Here is a 16,376-nt window from a genome sequence, read left to right as displayed (position 1 = left end):
CTGAGCCAATGCCCCTCCAGATCACTGGCGCGCTCGGCGATCCCGACCTGCTCCGCCTCCCCTGGGACGTCCCACTCGAAGACTGGCCGCAGCACCATCTGGTGGATCTGCCGCGCGGCATCTCCCGGCACATCGTGCGCTTCGCCCGGCTCGGCGGCAAGGTGTACGCGATCAAGGAGATCAGCGAGCGCTACGCCAGGCGGGAGTACCAGCTCCTCTGGGACCTGGCCAGGCTCGACGCGCCGTCGGTCGAGCCGGTCGCGTACGTCACCGGCAGGGACGACGGCCTGGACGCCGCGCTGATCACCCGGCACCTGCAGTTCTCGCTGCCCTACCGCGCGGTCATGTCCGGCACCCTGCGCCCCGACACGCTCACCCGCCTGCTGGACGCCCTGGCCGTGCTGCTGGTGCGGCTGCACCTCAACGGCTTCTACTGGGGCGACTGCTCGCTGTCCAACACGCTCTTCCGGCGGGACGCGGGGGCGTTCGCGGCCTATCTGGTGGACGCCGAGACCGGCGAGCTGCACCCGATGATCAGCGAGGGCCAGCGGCTGGCCGACATCGACACGGCCCACACCAACATCTTCGGCGAGATGCTGGACCTGGAGGCCGGCGGGCTGCTGCACCCGTCGATCGACCCCATGGAGACCGCCGAGGACATCGTGGCCCGCTACCACCGCCTCTGGGCCGAGCTCAACGACAGCGAGATCATCGAGGAGCTGGACTGGCACCGCGTGGAGCAGCGCATCCGGCGGCTCAACCTGCTCGGCTTCGACGTGGCCGAGATGATGGTGCGGCGCAAGGTCGGCACTGGCCGGCTCATCGTCCGGCCGAAGGTCGTGGACGCGGGGCACCACCAGCGGCGGCTGCTCAGGCTGACCGGCCTCGACGTCGAGGAGAACCAGGCCAGGCGGCTGCTCAACGACCTCGACGGCTTCCGGGTGGCGAAGGGTCTGCGGCACGAGGACGAGGCCATCGTGGCGCACCGGTGGCTGGCGGAGGTGTTCAACCCGACGGTGGACGCGATCCCGGCCGGGCTGCGCGGGAAGCTGGAGCCCGCGCAGATCTTCCACGAGATCCTCGACCACCGCTGGTATCTGTCCGAGCAGGCGGGCGCCGACGTCGGGCTCGCCACGGCGGCGAAGTCGTACGTGGACAACGTGCTCGTGCACAAGCCCGACGAGAAGGCGCTGCTCCCGGACGAACCGGACGAGTGACCTAGTAGGCGAGTTGACCTAGTAAGCGACGGTGATGCGGGTGCGCGGGTGTGCCCCGCGCTCCAGCTCATCGGCGACGGCGACCGCGTAGTCCTCGGCCGTGATGAAGCTGCGGCCGTCGGCGTCGGCGAGCAGGTCCTCGCGGCCGATCCGGTAGACGCCGGTGCGCTCGCCGGGCGCGATCTCGGCGGCCGGCGAGATGTAGGTCCAGTCGAGGTCGTCCACCTCGCGGAAGAGGCCGAGGGCCTTCCGCCCGGCCAGCGCCTCCTTTTTGTAGATGTCCGGGAAGCCGGGCGTGTCGACCAGGTCGTCGCCCGAGGGCGTCTTGAGGCTGCCCGCGCCGCCGACGGCGATCAGCCGCCGCGTGCCGGCCTCGCGCGCGCCGTCGATGACGGCTCGGTTGGCCTCCAGGAACGGGCCCTCCGGGTCGCTGCCGTCGCGCGGCGGCGAGATGGCGAGCACGATCGCGTCGTGCCCCTTGGCCAGGGTGGCGGTGTCGCGGACGTCGCCCTTGACCGGGCCTCCCGAGCGGCTGACGCCGGTGACCTCGTGCCCACGTCCGGTCAGCTCGGCCACGATGCGCTGCCCGATCATGCCGGTCGCGCCAAAGACAAGGATCTTCATGAGGCAACAGTATCTGTTGGATACTGGTTACTTCATCGTGCTATAAGTACCTTGTGGATACCGGTGACGTATTCGACCCCCAATGCCCGACCCGCGTGGTCCTGGACCGTATCGGCGACAAATGGTCGATGCTGGTGCTGCTCAGCCTCCGCGACGGGCCGATGCGCTTCACCCAATTGCGCACCAGGATCGGCGGCGTCACGCCGAAGGTGCTCACCCAGACCCTGCGCGCGATGGAGCAGGACGGGCTGCTGACGCGGGAGGTGTTCGCCGAGGTCCCGCCGCGGGTGGAGTACACGCTGACGGGGCTCGGGCGCTCGCTGCACGGGCCGCTGTCGGTGGTGGCCGAATGGGCCGAGCAGAACGTCGCGGAAATCCTCCGCTGCCGCGAGAAATTCTCGTAAATCGCATATTTATCTGCACTGGTGTTGTTTTTCTCCGCCATCGCCGTACAAAACATTAACTCCAGCGACTGATCACGCTTCGCGGCGGTTCCGTACCTCTACGCTGTCTCCGTCCCACCGATGGCGAGGGAGGTACCGTGCTCGGGATCGACACCTGCCTGGCGGAGGTCATGGCCATACCAGGCGCGCTGGACGCCATGCTGGTCGACCACACCAGCGGCATGGCCGTGGCCTTCAGCCAGGCGTCCGGCGTCGAGGCCGACCGCTCCGCCGCCGCGCTCACCGAGGCGCTGCGCGCCACCTCCGACGGGCTGGCCCGCACCCGTCCCGGTGACGTCGTACGCATCGACGACATGATGGTCACCACGGACAAAGGCCACCATCTGCTCCGGCTGATGGAGACCGTCTTCGAGGGGCCGCTCGTCATCTACGTACGCCTCGACCTGGAGCGGGCCAACCTCGCCCTGGCCAGGCACCGCCTCCAGTCCATCGCCGGCCGTCTGACGACGTGAGCCATGACCAAGCTGGACTCCCTCCTCGCCGGGCTCGCCCGAGAGCGCTCGACGGGCGCGCTGCGGGTCGGCCGGAGCGGCACCGTCTTCCTGTCGGACGGGCGGGTGACGTACATGGAGTGCGCCCAGACCCCGAGCCTCGAACGGCTGCTCACCGCCAGGGGACGGATGTCGGAGGCGGCCCTGCGGGGCGCGCAGTCCGACGGCGGCTGCGACCGGCTGCTGCGCGAGGGCTCGATCACGCAGGGAGAGCTCCAGTACGCCGTGCTCGGCGTGGTGCTCGACGCGGCCTTCTTCCTGCTGCCGATGAGCGGGACGCGGCCGAAGTTCCGCCCCGGCGAGGAGCACTGGCTGGGCGGGCAGTGGTTCTTCGACGTGGCGGGGCTGGTGCGCGAGTGCGCCAGGCGGCGGGCCCAGCTCGCGGGGATCTGGCCCTCCGCCGACGTGGACACCAGCCCGGTGCGCCCGGCCACCGCCCTGGCCGGGCACGGGGTGACGCTCGACCGGGTCCAGTGGGAGGTGCTCGTCCGGGCCGACCGGAGGGCGACCCCGCTGGAGCTGGCCAAGCAGATCGGGCGGTCGGGCTACTCGGTGCTGCTGGCGGTGCGCCGGCTGGCCGCCGCCGGCCTGCTGTGCCCGCCGGATCCGCCCGGCCGGGACCCGGACCCGCCTTCCGTGGAGGACGAGCGGACGCTGCCCAGGCGGGCCCGCGGCGAGCTGCCGCGCCCGCCCCACCATCCGGAGGCCCCGCGGCTGCCCGCCGGGCCGCCCGTCACGGGGGACCCGACCGATATAGCGCTGCTGTTGCGGCTGAAGAAAGCGCTAGAGGAGCTGTCGTGAGGTTTCCCTCACTCAGGAGGAGGCCACGGGTGGAACCGACGCACGAGGTCCTGGAGGAGATGAGGCTCCTGCGCGAGCGCACGCCGGACGTGCGCGGGAGCGTCGCATGCACCGTGGACGGCCTGCAGGTGGCCTGCGACCTGCCCGAGGAGATCGGCGAGCAGGCGGCGGCCCTCGCGGCGGCCCTGCTCGCCATGAGCAGGCGCATGCTGATCATGACGCAGCACGGCGCCTTCGAGGAGACGCTGATCTCCGGCACCGCCGGCTTCGTGGCCTTCTACGCGGCCGGCCCCACCGTCGTCCTCACAGTCCTGGCCGGACCCGGCACGAACGTCGGGCTCCTGCGGCTGGAGGGCAGGAAGACGGCCGCCGCCGTGGCGGCCGTCGCAGCACACAAGCAGTGAACCCGGCAGAGAAGGAGGAGTCATGGCGGGCATGGACGTCTCTCTCAAGGAGATGATGACCATCGACGGCGCGGTCGGAGCGGCGGTCGTCGACTACGGCAGCGGCATGGCGCTGGGCACCCTCGGCGGATCGAAGGACCTGGACCTCCAGGTCGCCGCCGCGGGGAACACCGAGGTCGTCAAGGCCAAGCTGCGCACGATGGACTCGCTGGGCCTCAAGGACAGCATCGAGGACATCCTCATCACCCTGGGGGGCCAGTACCACATCATCCGCCCCATCACCGGACGCGGCGGCAAGGGGTTGTTCCTCTACCTCGCCCTCGACCGCGCCCGGGCCAACCTCGCGATGTCCCGGCACCAGCTCCGGGGCATCGAGGAGAAGCTGGAGGTCTGACCACCGGCGCGGCCCGCGCCCATGAGGGGGGGCGCGGGCCGCGGCGCGTTCAGGCGGTGGTGAGCTTGGTGATCTCGGCCACGAGGTCGGGCCAGAGCGGGCGGGGCAGGTCGTGCCCCATGCCCGGGTACGTCACCAGGCGGGCGCCCGGGATGGCCGCCGCGGTGGCCTGGCCGCCCGCCAGGGGGACGAGCTGGTCGGCCTCGCCGTGCACCACCAGGGTGGGCACGTCCAGCCGGCCGAGCGCCTCGACGCGGCTGCCCGAGGCCATGATGGCGGCGAGCTGCCGGCCGGTGCCCGCCGGGTCGAAGCAGCGGTCGTAGGCCAGGCCGGCGAGGGTGGTGACGCGCTCGTGGTCCAGCTCGTAGCCGGGTGAGCCGATCACCGACCAGGTCCGTACGGCCTGCTCCAGCACGCCGTCACGGTCGGCGGGGGGCCGGGCCATGAGGATCGCGGAGGCCTCCGCGGTCGGCGGCGCGACCTCCGGACCGGGGGTGGACATGATCGAGGTGAGGGTCAGCACGCGCTCCGGGTGGCGGATGGCCAGCGTCTGGGCGATCATCCCGCCCATCGAGGCGCCCACGATGTGGGCCTGTGGCCAGCCGAGGGCGTCCATGAGGCCGGCGGTGTCGTCGGCCATGTCGTCCAGCAGGTACGGCGGAGCCGTCCCCGGACCGGGCACGCCCGCCTCGTCGAAGTGCGTGGAGAGCCCCGCGTCGCGGTTGTCGAACCGGACGACGTGGTGTCCCTGCTCGGCCAGGAGCTCGCAGAGCCCTTCGTCCCAATGGATGAGCTGGGCGCCGAGACCCATGATGAGGAGCAGCGGGCGGCCTCCGGGGGCGCCGAAGCTCTCGTAGGCGATGTCGATGCCGTTGGCGGTTACGCGGGTCGTCACCGGGCCAGAATCTCATTCTGGTCCGGTGACGTAAAGCGTCAGGGCCGAGGTCAGCCCTTGATCAGGCGCCGGAGCCGAGTGCCCGCCACCACCACGGCCCCGCCGCCCAGGGCCAGGACGAACCACAGCACGGCGCCTCTCACGCCGGTGCTCACCTGCTCGGACTCGGCCGCGGGGGCGGGCACGGTCCTTCCGGCGGCGAGCTCGACGGCCGCGCCGCCGGAGGAAGCGCCGGCCTGGTCCTGCGTCTTGGCCTGGGGTGCGACCGCCGTCTTCTCCACGGTCTTCGCCGGCTGCGCGGTCTGCGTCGTCTTCGGCTTCTCGGCGACCTTCGGGGGCTCGGCCGGGTTGTTGTCGCGGCGCGACCAGGCGCCGGTGGAGAAGGGCACCGGGTAGTTCTTCTTGCCGACGCCGGGGCCCCACTTGGTGATGACGTAGTCGACCTTGATGTGGCCCTGGCCGCCGTTGCCGTCCACGTACAGCGTGGAGGGGTTGAACCTGCCGCCGGTCAGCTCGGCGAACGTCTTGGCGTCCAGGTCGAGCATGATGCCCGAGTTGGAGGGCACGCCGGGGCCGCGGTCGCCCACGAAGAAGGGCATCTTCTTGCCCTTGTACATCACGTAGCCCTCGGTCAGCAGGGGCCAGCTCGGGCTGGCGGCCAGGCCCTTCTGCATGGGCTTGCCGCTGGCCGGCAGGCCCGTGTCCCCGGCCCGGCCGGAGGCGTCGTCCCAGAAGTAGGAGGCCGTGGTCGAGCCCTTGAGCAGGATCTTCTCGTCGGTGTCGGCGTGGGCGGGGGTGGATACGGCGGTGAGCACGCCGAACGAGCAGGCGGCGAGCACGGCGCAGGAACGCAGGCCAAAGCGGGGAGACATGAAGCAGTGAGTCCTTTGCGAGGGGACAGGGACACGCGCTCAGGGGAGAAGGGCGCAGCCAGGGGTGAGCACCTGACGGGGGAGGCTGCGCGGAGCGCGGAAAAGAGCCTGGGGTGAAGGGCCGCTCAGCCGGCGGCCGGCACTACGCTCTCGGGAATCTCGACCGGTGGGGAGCCGGCGTCCGGGGGTGTGACGCGGTACGACATGCGGGGGTCCTCTCCATCACGCCTACCGGGTTAGCTGACGGGTTCGGACGAGGAGATGCCCTACCGGCGTGCTGCCGGATTCACCCCAACGAAGTGGGTCCCCGGTTCCCGAGTGGTTCGGGATTCGGCTGGTTGAATGGCAAGACTAAACCACGCATGCCGGGACGAACGCAAACGAATCGTCATGAATCGGACAAAAGATCTACCTGGCCGCGCGCAAAGAAAAGAGGGACGCGGAATAACCGCGCCCCTCTGGACCTGCCGGAACTGTCTGACTCAGCCGCCGCTCTTGCGCCTGAAGGATCGCTTGTTCGCGGCCGGGCCGTGCGTGCCGTGGATCTTCGACGGATCGCCGCCCCTGCCACCCGCGCCGCCGGCCGCCTGCTGGCCGCGCTTGCGCTCAAGCGCCTCGCGGAACTTGCGCTTCATCTCGTCCTCGGGAGTTTCGCTGACTTCCGGCTCCGGTGATTCCGCCATTGAGGACCTCCATGGTGTTGGGACACCCCCAGCTTCGCACGGGGTCCCTTACGACGCGAAACCGGCGTCAATCTTGGTCTGCGGTACGGCCGGCAACTCCAGCCGCCGGCCCGGCATGGCCGCCAGCGCCACCAGGGCGATCACCGCCCCGGCGACGCCGATCGACGGCACGGCGACGGCCGCGGCGGAGGCGTGCGCGGCGGCGAGGCCCTGCGCCGGAGCCTCCGCCGTGACCGTGGAGGTGTAGAGCGCGCCGCCCACGGCCAGCGCCACGGAGCCGCCGATCTGGCGGAAGAAGGTGAGGTTGGCCGAGGCGGTGCCGAGGTACGCGGGCGGCAGCGCCTGCTGGACGGCCACGGTCAGTCCCGACAGCATCGGCCCCATGCCCAGCCCGATGAGCAGCATCCACCCGGCGAGCGCCAGGCCGCCGGTGTCCAGGGCGAGGTTGACGCAGAGCAGGGTGCCGGCCGCGAGCAGGAACGGCGAAGCCAGCAGCCAGGGCTTGTAGACCCTGGTACGGGACATCAGCAGGCCCATGACGCCGCTGCCCACGACCATGGCCAGCGTCATGGGGTAGATCCGCAGGCCCGACTCGGTGGCGCCGGCGCCCAGCGCCTCCTGGAAGTAGCGCGGCAGGAAGACGACCCCGGCGTACAGGCAGAACGCGGTGACGAAGGAGGTGACGTTGACCAGCGTGTACGTCCGGTTGCCGAACAGGTGCATCGGCATCATCGGGTTGGCCGCCCGCCGCTCCACCGCCACGAACGCCGCGAGCCCGGCCAGCGCCAGCAGGATCGGCCCCGCCACGGGCGCGTCGGTCCAGGTGTGGCCGTCGAGCCCTTTCTCCGTCAGCCCCACGAGCAGGGCGGTGATGGCCACGGTGAAGACGGCGATGCCCGCGTAGTCGGGACGCCCGCCGCCGCCGGTGCCCGGCCGCCAGGGCAGGCGCAGCGCCACGATGGCGATCACCACCGCGCCGAGCGGCACGTTCACGTAGAAACCCCAGCGCCAGCTCGCCTGGTCGGTGAACACCCCGCCGAGGAACGGCCCCGCCAGGTACGCCAGCGCCATCACGCCGCCGAGCGCCCCCTGGGTGCGCGCGCCGCGCGGGCTGCCGGGCGGGAACATCTCCAGCACCAGGGCGAGCGACAACGGCACCAGCGCGCCCGCGCCGAGCCCCTGGAGCGCGCGGAAGGCGATGAGCTGCGTCATGTCCTGGGCCAGTCCGCACAGGGCCGAGCCCGCCACGAACACCACCATCCCGACCAGCAGCAAGGGCTTCCTGCCGTGCTGGTCGGACAGCCTGCCGTAGAGCGGCACCGTGACCGTCGAGGTCAGCAGGTAGGCCGTCACCACCCACGTGTAGAGCTCGCCGCCGCCCAGCTCGCCGACGATGCGCGGCAGCGCCGTGCCGACGATCGTCTGGTCGAGCATCGCGAGGAACATGCCGCCGAGCGCGGCGACGAGGACGAGCGCGCCGCCGTCCCGCGTCTTCATGTCATCATTCACATGTGAAGACTGATATGTAAGCTCTTACATGTCAAGTCTTCGATAGGCTGACGGCCATGTCCCTGCGGATGGCGCTCCTGGGGCTGCTCTCGGTGAAAGGCCCGGCGAGCGGCTACGACCTGGCGAAGAAGTTCGAGATCTCGCTCAACCACGTCTGGCAGGCCGGGCACACGCAGATCTATCCGGAGCTCGTGAAGATGGCGGCCGACGGGCTGGTCGACGCCGGCTCCGAGGGCGCGAGGGGGCGCAAGACGTACACGATCACCCCCGAAGGGACGCGGCGGCTCCACGAGTGGATGATCGAGCACGCGGCGGTGGGCGTGACGCGGAGCGAGGTCGCGCTCCAGGCGTTCATGCTGCCGCTGCTCGGCCGGGACGACGCGATCGCGGTGATGGAGCGGATCCGGGCCGGGTTCCAGAGGCGGCTGGCGATGCTGGAGGGCCAGTCCCCTACCTCGTTCGGCGTGTACGCGCTGAGGCTGGGGCTGGCGCAGGCGCGGGTCAGCCTCCAGTGGGCCGACGAGGTCCTGGCGGAGCTCAGGGACTCGGCCGGGTAAAAGGACAACGTTCTGCTCGTGGTGTTGCGTTGATGGTCCGCCGGAAACAAATCCCGACATGGTGGACATATCGCCTGGACAGCCATGAGCATCCTGGGGCTGGACCTGGCAGTGGATCTGGGGGCCGCGCGCACCCGGATCTACGTCAAGCGCAAGGGCATCGTCCTGGACGAGCCCTCCGCCGTCGTCCGCGACGCCAGGACAGGCAAGATCGTGGAGTACGGCGCGGAGGCCGACACCGCGAGCGGCCACGAGACCTGCTGGCCCGTCAGCGCCGGCCTGCCGGCCGACGGCGAGCTGACCCGGCGGCTGATCAGGCACTTCCTGCGCAAGGTGCACCGGCGGCCCTTCGCGATCCGTCCACGCCTGGTCATGGCGCTGCCGGAGGGCGCCACGTCCATCGACAGGGCGGCCCTCCGGGACGTGGCCTACGACGCCGAGGCCCGCGGGCTCCTGCTCGTCCCGCACGGGCTCGCGGCGGCGCTGGGCGCGGGCGTCCAGGTGCGGGACGGCACCGGGCGGATGGTCATCGACATCGGGCGGGACGTGGCCCGCGTGGCCGTCCTGTCCCACGGCGCGGTGGTGGCCTCGGCGACGGTGCCCTTCGGGGGCCGGGCCATGAACCTCGCCATCGTCCGCATGGTCGAGCGCGAGCACGGGCTGCTGCTCGACGAGGCCGAGGCGGAGGAGGCCAAACGCCGGGCCGGCACCGACTGGAAGCCGTTGCAGCGGCACGTGACGGTCGAGGGGCGGGACGCCGAGACCGGCCAGGAGCGGGCCGTGTCGCTGCCCGTGCAGCTCATCTACGAGGCGACCCGGCAGCCGGTCGAGGCTATCGTGCGGGCCGCCGTCGGGACCGTCGAGGGATGCCCTCCCGAGCTGGTGGCCGACCTCGGGGAGCGCGGCGCGGTGCTGGTGGGGGGCGGCGCGCTGCTGCGCGGCCTGGGCCGGCGGCTGCGCGCGGCGCTGTACATGCCGGTGCGGCGGGCGGAGCGGCCCCTGTACTCGGTGGCGCTCGGGCTCGGCCGGTGCGTGGAGGACCAGCACCTGGTGAGCCGGCTCAAGTCGATCATCCACTGATCCCGTGCGGCCTGCCGGAGGCGCGGGGCCTCCGGTAGGGTCCGGAGCATGCGTACCCGCCGATACGCAGCCTCCGTGGCGCTCGCCTGCGCCGCGGCGATCAGCGCGTGCACGGCGGGCCGCGGCCTCCCGACGCTCGACGAGGCCACCAGCCGGCTCGCCGCCGACGCCGACCTCCTCCTCCGCTCCTCCAGCCTGCGCCGCTCCGCGCCGCAGCACATCGACGACGGCTCCTGCCTGCCCGGCGAGGTGCGCGGGTCGCTGCGCGCGGAGAGCGAGCGGGTGGACGCCTCCTCCGGCCTGCGGGAGAAGCTCCAGGCCATGGGGTACGCCGAGATCGCCGACGACCTGGACCTGCGCGACGGGCACCAGGACGTGACGGTGCTGCGCGACCCCAGGACGTTGCTGACCTTCGAGCTGACGGTCGCCCGTGCCACGGGCGTCCGCCTGGTCGGCATGACCACCTGCTACGCGGCCTCCTAGCACGACAGCCAAAACCCCCACGAACGCCGTCAAGGCGGTGAGCGGATCGGTGCGACGACCGGCCGCCGCGGCGTGAACGTTTCATCGAACGCCGCCGCGCGCTTGTCACCGGGTCATGCCTGGTGGGGGCGTCCCGGCGGGCCGGCGGGGGCCGTCACAGGCGGGGGCGGGCGCTTGACGGATGCCGCCGCGAGGTATTTGCTCCGCCACACACCACCACCCCAGCAGCCCACGCGGAAGGAGCGCCGCATCGGGCCGCGAAATGTTAGCGCTAACAACACGTCAGGAGGCTCCCTTGACCCCTATCGATTCGGCCCCCGTCCGGACGGCGGGCCCGCGCGCCTGGAGACGCGGCTGCGCCGCCGCGCTCACGGCCCTGGCGCTCGTCCTGGCCGCCCTGGCGACGGGGACGGGCACCGCCGCCGCCGAGTCCAACGGCGGGACGCGGGTCATGCCGCTCGGCGACTCCATCACCGAGGGCACCCAGGTGCCGGGCGGGTACCGGATCGGGCTGTGGCAGCGCCTGCTCGGCGGCCGGTACACGGTCGACTTCGTCGGCTCGCAGTTCAACGGGCCCGCCGGCCTGGGCGACCACGACCACGAGGGCCATCCGGGCTGGCGGATCGACCAGATCGACGCGAACATCGCCGGCTGGCTGCGCTCGTACACGCCGCGGACGGTGCTGCTGCACATCGGCACCAACGACGTCCTGCAGAACTACAACCTGGCCGGCGCGCCGCAGCGGCTGTCCACGCTGATCGACCGCATCACCGCGGGCGCGCCGAACGCGGACGTCCTCGTCGCGACGATCATCCCGCTGTCCAACGCCGGCCAGGAGTCGGCCGCCCGCACCTTCAACGCGGCGATCCCCGGCATCGTCCAGAGCAAGGTGAGCGCCGGCAAGCGCGTCCGCCTGGTGGACATGCACAGCAAGCTCACCACCGCCGACCTGATCGACGGCATCCACCCCACCGCCGGCGGCTACGACAAGATGGCCGCCGCCTGGTACGCCGCGCTGCAGTCGGCGCCCGGCAGCATCGGCGAGCCCGGCGACCCCGGCTCCACGGCCGGCGCGATCAGGGGCGTGGGCTCGGGCCGCTGCCTCGACGTGGCCGGCGCGTCGCAGGCGAACGGCACGCCGGTGCAGATCTACGACTGCAACGGCCAGGCCAACCAGCGCTGGGAGGCCACCGGCGCGGCCGAGCTGCGGGTCTACGGCGGCAAGTGCCTGGACGTGTCCGGCCGCGGCACCGCGGACGGCACCCAGGTGCTGATCTGGGACTGCAACGGCCAGAACAACCAGCAGTGGCGCTTCAACGCCGACGGCAGCATCACCGCGGTCGGCGCGAACAAGTGCCTGGACGTGCCCAACTACTCCACGGCCAACGGCGTCAGGCTCCAGATCTGGTCCTGCAACGGCGCCGCCAACCAGCGCTGGACCCGCACCTGACCGCTTGACTTAACCGGACCGTGGTCCATATAGTTCTCGCAACTAAACGGACCACGGTCCGATACTGTCGAGAAAGAGGTGCTCCCATGCCGAAGCTCCTGCACGTCTCCGCCTCCCCGCGCGGCGAGAACTCCGATTCGCTGCGCATCGCCCGCACCTTCACGGACGCCTACCGCGACGCCCACGAGGACGACGAGATCGAGCACTGGGACCTGTGGGACGGCTCCCTGCCGGACTTCGCCGCCGGCGCGCGCGCCAAGATGACCGTCTTCGGCGGCGGCGAGCCGCAGGGCGAGGAGGCCGCGGCGTGGGCCGCCGCCCGGCGCGCGTTCGAGCGCTTCGCCTCCGCCGAGCGGCTGCTGTTCAGCGTCCCGATGTGGAACGGATCGGTGCCGTACGTGCTCAAGCAGCTCATCGACGTCGTCAGCCAGCCCGGCTGGATCTTCGGCGTCGACCCGGAGAAGGGCTACAGCCACCTGCTGGAGGGGCGCGGCACCCGCGTCGCCGTCGTCTACACCAGCGCCGTGTGGGGGCCGGGGCTCGGCCCGGAGTTCGGCAGCGACTTCCAGTCCACGTACTTCACCGACTGGCTGCGCTGGACCGGCCTGACCGACATCAGCGAGATCCGCTTCCATCCCACGCTCACCGGCGACCGTGACGAGACGCGCCGGCAGGCCGAGGCGCACGCCCGAGAGCTGGCCAAGGGCTTCTGATGGCTCTCGGCGAGGAGGGGCTGCGGCTGATCCGCCGCTACGGCGCCGCCGAGCACTGGCTGGCGGTCCTGGTGACCACCCGCGCGGACGGCGAGCCGTCCGTGAGCGTGGTCAACGCGGGCATGCTGCCGCACCCGGTCAGCGGGGAGACGGTGGTCGCGTTCGTGGCGCGCGGCGGCACGGCCAAGCTCGCGAACCTGCGCGCCCTGCCGCGGGCCACGCTCGTGTTCCGGTCGGGCTGGGAGTGGGCGGCGGTCCGCGGGCCGGTCGAGCTGGCCGGCCCGGACGACCCGCTGCCCGGCCTCGGCCCGGCCGCGCTGCCCGCGCTGCTGCGCGACATCTACCACGCGGCCGGGGGCGAGCATCCCGACCTCGGCGCGTACGACCGGGCGATGGCCGCCGAGCGACGGGCCGCCGTCCTGCTGCGCCCGGAGCGCTTCACCACCAACCCGCCGGGCACCGAGCACCAGGAGCACCCATGACGGACGACCTCGATCCCGCCGCGCCGCCGGTCGCGGCGGGCACCATCCAGATCTGGTCCGACCTGCTGTGCCCGTTCGCCTACGTCGGGCTGATCTGGCTGCGCCGAGCCCGCGCACGGCTCGGGCTCGACGGCCGGGTCAGGGTCGAGCACCGCGTATTCCCCCTCGAACTGTTCAACGGCCCGCACCCCCGGCGCGGCACCGACACCGAGGCCGTCGGGCTCGGACAGATCGAGCCCGACGCGAACTTCCGCGTCTGGACCACCCCCGACGACCTCTACCCCCACACGGTGCTCCTGGCCGCCGAGGCCGTGCACGCCGCGAGCGCGCAGAGCCTGGAGGCTGGGGAGGAACTGGACCTCGCGCTGCGCCAGGCGTTCTGGACGCACTCCCGCTCGATCAGCCACCGCCAGGTCATCCTGGACGTCGCCGCCGGGGTGCCGGGCGGGGTCGTGGACGTGGCCGCGCTGCGCGCCGCCCTCAACGACGGCCGCCACCGCGCCGACGTCATGCGGGACTTCGCGATCTCCGGCACCGACGCGATCACCGGCAGCCCCACGCTGCGCTTCGCCGACGGGACGAGCGCGCACAATCCCGGCATCAGCGTCTCCTGGCAGGGGCCGTGGGCGGCCGGCTTCCCTGTCGTGGACTCCTTCGACGCCGGCGCCTACGACGACCTGCTCAAGCGCGCGGCCCAGTGAGCGGCCCGGTGAGCGGCGGGCTCGTGCTCAAGCGCGTGTTGGTGGGGGTGCTCGCCACCAACTGCTGGATCCTGCACGCGCGCGGCGACCGCCGGGCCCTGGTCGTCGACCCGGGGGACGAGCCGGGCCGGATCCTGGCCGCGGCCCGGGGCCTCGACGTGGTGGCCGTGCTGCTCACGCACGCCCATTTCGACCACGTGCTGGCCGTGCCGGACCTGGCCGCCGCGTGGCGGGTCCCCGTCCTGGCGCACCCGGCGGACGCGCCGGTGTGGCCGCACGAGGTCGCCGCCGCGCGGCGCGCCGGCCACTGGGACGCGGGCACCGCGACCGCCGAGCTGCTGGCCCGCGACCCGGCGTCCCTGGCCTTCCCCGCCGGGACGGTGTTGTGGGACGGCGCGGTCACGCCGGTGGCGGACGGCGAGATCCTGCGGGTGGGGCCGCTGGAGGTGCGGATGCTGCACACCCCCGGGCACACGCCCGGCGGCGTGTCACTGGCCGTGGACGGGCACCTGCTCACCGGCGACACGCTCTTCCCCGGCGGCCCCGGCCTCACCGGGCCGCCGCTGTCGGACTTCCCGGCGATCATCCGGTCCGTACGCCGGCTGCTGGACCTGCCGGGCACGACCCGCGTCCACCCCGGCCACGGCCCTGACACGACGGTCGCGGCGGAACGCCCTCACCTGGAGTCGTGGGTCGCCCGCGGCTGGTGAGAGACCGACTCCACGAGGCAGGTCACGGCGGCGGCGGCGCGGCCGGGGCCGTACTCGGCCCGCAGGACCCCCGTCACCTCCGCGCTCACGGCCGCCAGGAGGGCGTGGGCCAGCGGCTCGGCGTCGGCGTCCGGACGGGCCTCGGCCAGCAGGATGGCGACGTGGCGGTGCCAGAACCGGTAGGCGCCGATGCGGAACCTGGCGCCGGGGCTGGCGGTCTCGGACATCCTGACCAGGTCCAGGTGCCCGAGCACGTACTCCAGGTAGGCTGCGAAGAAGGCGGCCAGCCGGTCGCGGGCGGGCGCGCCCGGCCCCAGCGGCGGCACGCCGGACAGGATGCGTTGCTGCAGGTCGCGTTCGCGTTCGTCGAGCAGTGCCGCCGCGAGGCCCGACTTGTCGCCGAAGCGGCGGAAGAGCGTGCCCTTGCCCACCCCGGCCGCGGCGGCGACCGCGTCCATGGAGACCGACTCCACGCCCTTCTCGGCGAACAGCCTGGCCGCGGCGGCCAGCACCTTACGCCGGTTGCGGGCCGCGTCCGCGCGCTCCTTGGGCGGCCGCGCGCCCAGCATCTCCAGCTCCTCCATATAAACGGACTGTAGTCCACTTTTGTGCCGGCGCGCAACGCTTCTACGGGGTGGAAAGGGCCTCGGTCGGCGAGAGGCGCGAGGCGCGTACGGCCGGATAGAGGCCCGCCACCGCGCCGATCGCCAGCGTCGCCGCGAGGCCGCCCGCCGTCGCCCAGACGGGCACCACCGGCGGCCAGCCGCTGTAGAGCGCGTACCCGATGGTCACGGCCGTGCCCAGCAGGACGCCGCCGGCCCCGCCCAGCAGCGACAGAAGCAGCGACTCCGCCAGGAACTGGGTGCGGATCTGCCCCCTCGTCGCACCCAGCGAGCGGCGCAGGCCGATCTCGGCCCGGCGTTCCAGGACGGAGATGACCATCGTGTTGGCCACGCCGACCCCGCCCACCAGCAGCGCCACCGCGCCCACGCCCAGCAGGAGGCCGGCGAACGCCTGGCTGGTGGCCTGCTTGGCGGCCAGCGCGTCGGACGGGCGGGAGACGTCCACCTCGTTCGGCGCCTCCGGGTTGGCGGTGCCGGCCAGGACCTCGCGCACCGCCTCAAGACCGGACTCCTCGGCGCGGGTGTAGAGGGTCGTCGGATGCCCGTCGAAGCCCAGCCGCTCCTCGGCGACCGGCCAGCCGACCAGCACGCCGTTGTCGAGGTCGGTGGCGAGGGCCACCGGGTTCAGCACGCCCACCACGGTGAAGCGCACCCCGCCGACGACGACCTGCGTGTCCGGTCCCGCCGCGCCGACGCCGAGCCGCCGCGCCGCTGACGCGCCGAGCACGGCCGCGGGAAGGCGTTCGGTGGCCGCGTTGAGCCAGGTGCCGTCGCGCAGGGTCGCGCCGATCGTGGCGGGCAGGTCGAGGCGGGCCGCGTACGTGCTGAGCCCGCCGGTCTGGACCTCGGGGATCCGCTCCGAGCGGTAGACCTTCGCCTCGGGGATCTTGCCGACGGACGAGACCGCCTGCACCGGGCCGACGCGCTCGATCATGGCCTCGGACTCCACCGGCAGCCGCGCCGCCTCCCCCGTCAGCGTGGCACCGGCGGAGACGGTGAGCAGGTTGGTGCCGAGGGCGGAGAGCGTACGGTCCAGCTCGGCCCCGGAGGAGGACGAGAGCCCGACCACGCCCACCATGGCCGCGATCCCGATGGCGATGCCCAGCGCGGACAGGAACGCCCGCAGCGGGCGGGTGCGCAGGCCGACCGCGCCGACCCGCACGACGTCCCCCGGCCGCATCCTGGCGGGCACCGGCGGCGTCCTCACCGGCATCGGCCGCATC

At 72.5% G+C, this 16,376-nt stretch carries 21 protein-coding genes and 1 riboswitch; of the genes, 14 read left to right on the top strand and 7 right to left on the bottom strand.

What is annotated here, in order from left to right; translation table 11 throughout:
* Nucleotides 1-8 precede the first annotated feature (8 nt).
* The gene (locus AC27IY_RS06270; protein ID WP_344206637.1) at nt 9-1,217 is read left to right on the top strand and encodes a DUF4032 domain-containing protein; all 1,209 of its coding nucleotides are present in this window, start codon (nt 9-11) and stop codon (nt 1,215-1,217) included.
* Nucleotides 1,218-1,235: 18 nt separating this feature from the next.
* On the opposite strand, the gene AC27IY_RS06265 is transcribed toward AC27IY_RS06270, so the two are convergent.
* Nucleotides 1,236-1,841: an NAD(P)-dependent oxidoreductase gene (locus tag AC27IY_RS06265; RefSeq protein ID WP_449953781.1), complete on the bottom strand. Its 606-nt coding sequence runs from the start codon at nt 1,839-1,841 to the stop codon at nt 1,236-1,238.
* A gap of 95 nt (nt 1,842-1,936) precedes the next feature.
* Between AC27IY_RS06265 and AC27IY_RS06260 the strand changes: the two genes are divergently transcribed.
* The 5 genes from AC27IY_RS06260 to AC27IY_RS06240 all read left to right on the top strand — a co-directional run bounded on the left by AC27IY_RS06260 (nt 1,937) and on the right by AC27IY_RS06240 (nt 4,395).
* On the top strand, nt 1,937-2,245 hold the full coding sequence (locus tag AC27IY_RS06260; protein WP_344206635.1) for a winged helix-turn-helix transcriptional regulator: 309 nt from the start codon (nt 1,937-1,939) through the stop codon (nt 2,243-2,245).
* A 137-nt stretch (nt 2,246-2,382) separates the two neighbouring features.
* Nucleotides 2,383-2,757 (top strand): roadblock/LC7 domain-containing protein, encoded by a 375-nt coding sequence (locus AC27IY_RS06255; RefSeq protein WP_487177366.1) that lies wholly within the window; start codon nt 2,383-2,385, stop codon nt 2,755-2,757.
* A gap of 3 nt (nt 2,758-2,760) precedes the next feature.
* A complete protein-coding gene (locus AC27IY_RS06250; protein WP_423475241.1) occupies nt 2,761-3,597 on the top strand; it encodes a hypothetical protein in 837 nt (278 codons plus the stop codon).
* Between the two features lie 29 nt (nt 3,598-3,626).
* Entirely contained in the window at nt 3,627-4,001 is a 375-nt protein-coding gene (locus AC27IY_RS06245; RefSeq protein ID WP_487177365.1) for a roadblock/LC7 domain-containing protein, read from the top strand.
* A 22-nt stretch (nt 4,002-4,023) separates the two neighbouring features.
* Nucleotides 4,024-4,395, top strand: a complete 372-nt coding sequence (locus AC27IY_RS06240; protein ID WP_020541337.1) for a hypothetical protein — start codon at nt 4,024-4,026, stop codon at nt 4,393-4,395.
* A 49-nt stretch (nt 4,396-4,444) separates the two neighbouring features.
* On the opposite strand, the gene AC27IY_RS06235 is transcribed toward AC27IY_RS06240, so the two are convergent.
* From AC27IY_RS06235 to AC27IY_RS06220, 4 genes are all read right to left on the bottom strand, one after another.
* Nucleotides 4,445-5,290: an alpha/beta fold hydrolase gene (locus tag AC27IY_RS06235; protein ID WP_364453652.1), complete on the bottom strand. Its 846-nt coding sequence runs from the start codon at nt 5,288-5,290 to the stop codon at nt 4,445-4,447.
* Nucleotides 5,291-5,340: 50 nt separating this feature from the next.
* Entirely contained in the window at nt 5,341-6,162 is an 822-nt protein-coding gene (locus AC27IY_RS06230) for a hypothetical protein (RefSeq protein ID WP_423475244.1), read from the bottom strand.
* Nucleotides 6,163-6,372: 210 nt separating this feature from the next.
* Nucleotides 6,373-6,508: riboswitch (cyclic di-AMP (ydaO/yuaA leader) on the bottom strand.
* A 136-nt stretch (nt 6,509-6,644) separates the two neighbouring features.
* Nucleotides 6,645-6,845, bottom strand: a complete 201-nt coding sequence (locus AC27IY_RS06225) for a DUF5302 domain-containing protein (RefSeq protein ID WP_329590838.1) — start codon at nt 6,843-6,845, stop codon at nt 6,645-6,647.
* Nucleotides 6,846-6,893: 48 nt separating this feature from the next.
* Nucleotides 6,894-8,354 carry an MDR family MFS transporter gene (locus tag AC27IY_RS06220; protein ID WP_487177364.1) on the bottom strand — a complete coding sequence of 487 codons (1,461 nt, stop codon included), beginning with the start codon at nt 8,352-8,354 and terminating at the stop codon, nt 6,894-6,896.
* Between the two features lie 56 nt (nt 8,355-8,410).
* Between AC27IY_RS06220 and AC27IY_RS06215 the strand changes: the two genes are divergently transcribed.
* From AC27IY_RS06215 to AC27IY_RS06180, 8 genes are all read left to right on the top strand, one after another.
* Nucleotides 8,411-8,911: a PadR family transcriptional regulator gene (locus AC27IY_RS06215; RefSeq protein WP_423446227.1), complete on the top strand. Its 501-nt coding sequence runs from the start codon at nt 8,411-8,413 to the stop codon at nt 8,909-8,911.
* A gap of 84 nt (nt 8,912-8,995) precedes the next feature.
* Nucleotides 8,996-9,991: a rod shape-determining protein gene (locus AC27IY_RS06210; RefSeq protein WP_423446229.1), complete on the top strand. Its 996-nt coding sequence runs from the start codon at nt 8,996-8,998 to the stop codon at nt 9,989-9,991.
* Between the two features lie 48 nt (nt 9,992-10,039).
* Nucleotides 10,040-10,474, top strand: coding sequence for a hypothetical protein (locus AC27IY_RS06205; RefSeq protein WP_423446231.1), 435 nt, complete (start codon nt 10,040-10,042; stop codon nt 10,472-10,474).
* Between the two features lie 295 nt (nt 10,475-10,769).
* Nucleotides 10,770-11,924: a lectin gene (locus tag AC27IY_RS06200; protein WP_449953761.1), complete on the top strand. Its 1,155-nt coding sequence runs from the start codon at nt 10,770-10,772 to the stop codon at nt 11,922-11,924.
* Nucleotides 11,925-12,010: 86 nt separating this feature from the next.
* Nucleotides 12,011-12,637 (top strand): FMN-dependent NADH-azoreductase, encoded by a 627-nt coding sequence (locus tag AC27IY_RS06195; RefSeq protein WP_487177363.1) that lies wholly within the window; start codon nt 12,011-12,013, stop codon nt 12,635-12,637.
* Nucleotides 12,637-13,119 (top strand): pyridoxamine 5'-phosphate oxidase family protein, encoded by a 483-nt coding sequence (locus AC27IY_RS06190; protein ID WP_487177362.1) that lies wholly within the window; start codon nt 12,637-12,639, stop codon nt 13,117-13,119. Before AC27IY_RS06195 ends, AC27IY_RS06190 begins: the two co-directional genes overlap by 1 nt.
* On the top strand, nt 13,116-13,820 hold the full coding sequence (locus AC27IY_RS06185) for a DsbA family oxidoreductase (protein WP_487177361.1): 705 nt from the start codon (nt 13,116-13,118) through the stop codon (nt 13,818-13,820). The genes AC27IY_RS06190 and AC27IY_RS06185 overlap by 4 nt, the downstream gene beginning before the upstream one ends.
* 8 nt (nt 13,821-13,828) lie before the next feature.
* Nucleotides 13,829-14,530, top strand: a complete 702-nt coding sequence (locus AC27IY_RS06180; protein ID WP_423475258.1) for an MBL fold metallo-hydrolase — start codon at nt 13,829-13,831, stop codon at nt 14,528-14,530.
* Here the strand turns inward: AC27IY_RS06180 and AC27IY_RS06175 are convergent.
* Both AC27IY_RS06175 and AC27IY_RS06170 read right to left on the bottom strand, forming a co-directional pair.
* Nucleotides 14,497-15,114 carry a TetR/AcrR family transcriptional regulator gene (locus tag AC27IY_RS06175; RefSeq protein ID WP_487177360.1) on the bottom strand — a complete coding sequence of 206 codons (618 nt, stop codon included), beginning with the start codon at nt 15,112-15,114 and terminating at the stop codon, nt 14,497-14,499. The two genes, AC27IY_RS06180 and AC27IY_RS06175, sit on opposite strands and share 34 nt — an antisense overlap.
* 43 nt (nt 15,115-15,157) lie before the next feature.
* Complete coding sequence (locus tag AC27IY_RS06170; RefSeq protein ID WP_423446243.1) at nt 15,158-16,366, bottom strand: ABC transporter permease; 1,209 nt, start codon at nt 16,364-16,366, stop codon at nt 15,158-15,160.
* Nucleotides 16,367-16,376 lie beyond the last annotated feature (10 nt).

It is taken from the genome of Nonomuraea sp. B208, assembly GCF_057536035.1.
This window is presented reverse-complemented; position numbering and strand designations above follow the sequence as displayed.

Bases quoted from the DNA above. Each gene is read 5' to 3' on its own strand.
- AC27IY_RS06270 (WP_344206637.1), top strand. From the start codon at position 9: ATGCCCCTCCAGATCACTGGCGCGCTCGGCGATCCCGACCTGCTCCGC.
- AC27IY_RS06265 (WP_449953781.1), bottom strand. From the start codon at position 1,841: ATGAAGATCCTTGTCTTTGGCGCGACCGGCATGATCGGGCAGCGCATC.
- AC27IY_RS06250 (WP_423475241.1), top strand. From the start codon at position 2,761: ATGACCAAGCTGGACTCCCTCCTCGCCGGGCTCGCCCGAGAGCGCTCG.
- AC27IY_RS06240 (WP_020541337.1), top strand. From the start codon at position 4,024: ATGGCGGGCATGGACGTCTCTCTCAAGGAGATGATGACCATCGACGGC.
- AC27IY_RS06230 (WP_423475244.1), bottom strand. From the start codon at position 6,162: ATGTCTCCCCGCTTTGGCCTGCGTTCCTGCGCCGTGCTCGCCGCCTGC.
- AC27IY_RS06225 (WP_329590838.1), bottom strand. From the start codon at position 6,845: ATGGCGGAATCACCGGAGCCGGAAGTCAGCGAAACTCCCGAGGACGAG.
- AC27IY_RS06215 (WP_423446227.1), top strand. From the start codon at position 8,411: ATGTCCCTGCGGATGGCGCTCCTGGGGCTGCTCTCGGTGAAAGGCCCG.
- AC27IY_RS06210 (WP_423446229.1), top strand. From the start codon at position 8,996: ATGAGCATCCTGGGGCTGGACCTGGCAGTGGATCTGGGGGCCGCGCGC.
- AC27IY_RS06205 (WP_423446231.1), top strand. From the start codon at position 10,040: ATGCGTACCCGCCGATACGCAGCCTCCGTGGCGCTCGCCTGCGCCGCG.
- AC27IY_RS06195 (WP_487177363.1), top strand. From the start codon at position 12,011: ATGCCGAAGCTCCTGCACGTCTCCGCCTCCCCGCGCGGCGAGAACTCC.
- AC27IY_RS06190 (WP_487177362.1), top strand. From the start codon at position 12,637: ATGGCTCTCGGCGAGGAGGGGCTGCGGCTGATCCGCCGCTACGGCGCC.
- AC27IY_RS06185 (WP_487177361.1), top strand. From the start codon at position 13,116: ATGACGGACGACCTCGATCCCGCCGCGCCGCCGGTCGCGGCGGGCACC.
- AC27IY_RS06175 (WP_487177360.1), bottom strand. From the start codon at position 15,114: ATGGAGGAGCTGGAGATGCTGGGCGCGCGGCCGCCCAAGGAGCGCGCG.
- AC27IY_RS06170 (WP_423446243.1), bottom strand. From the start codon at position 16,366: ATGCCGGTGAGGACGCCGCCGGTGCCCGCCAGGATGCGGCCGGGGGAC.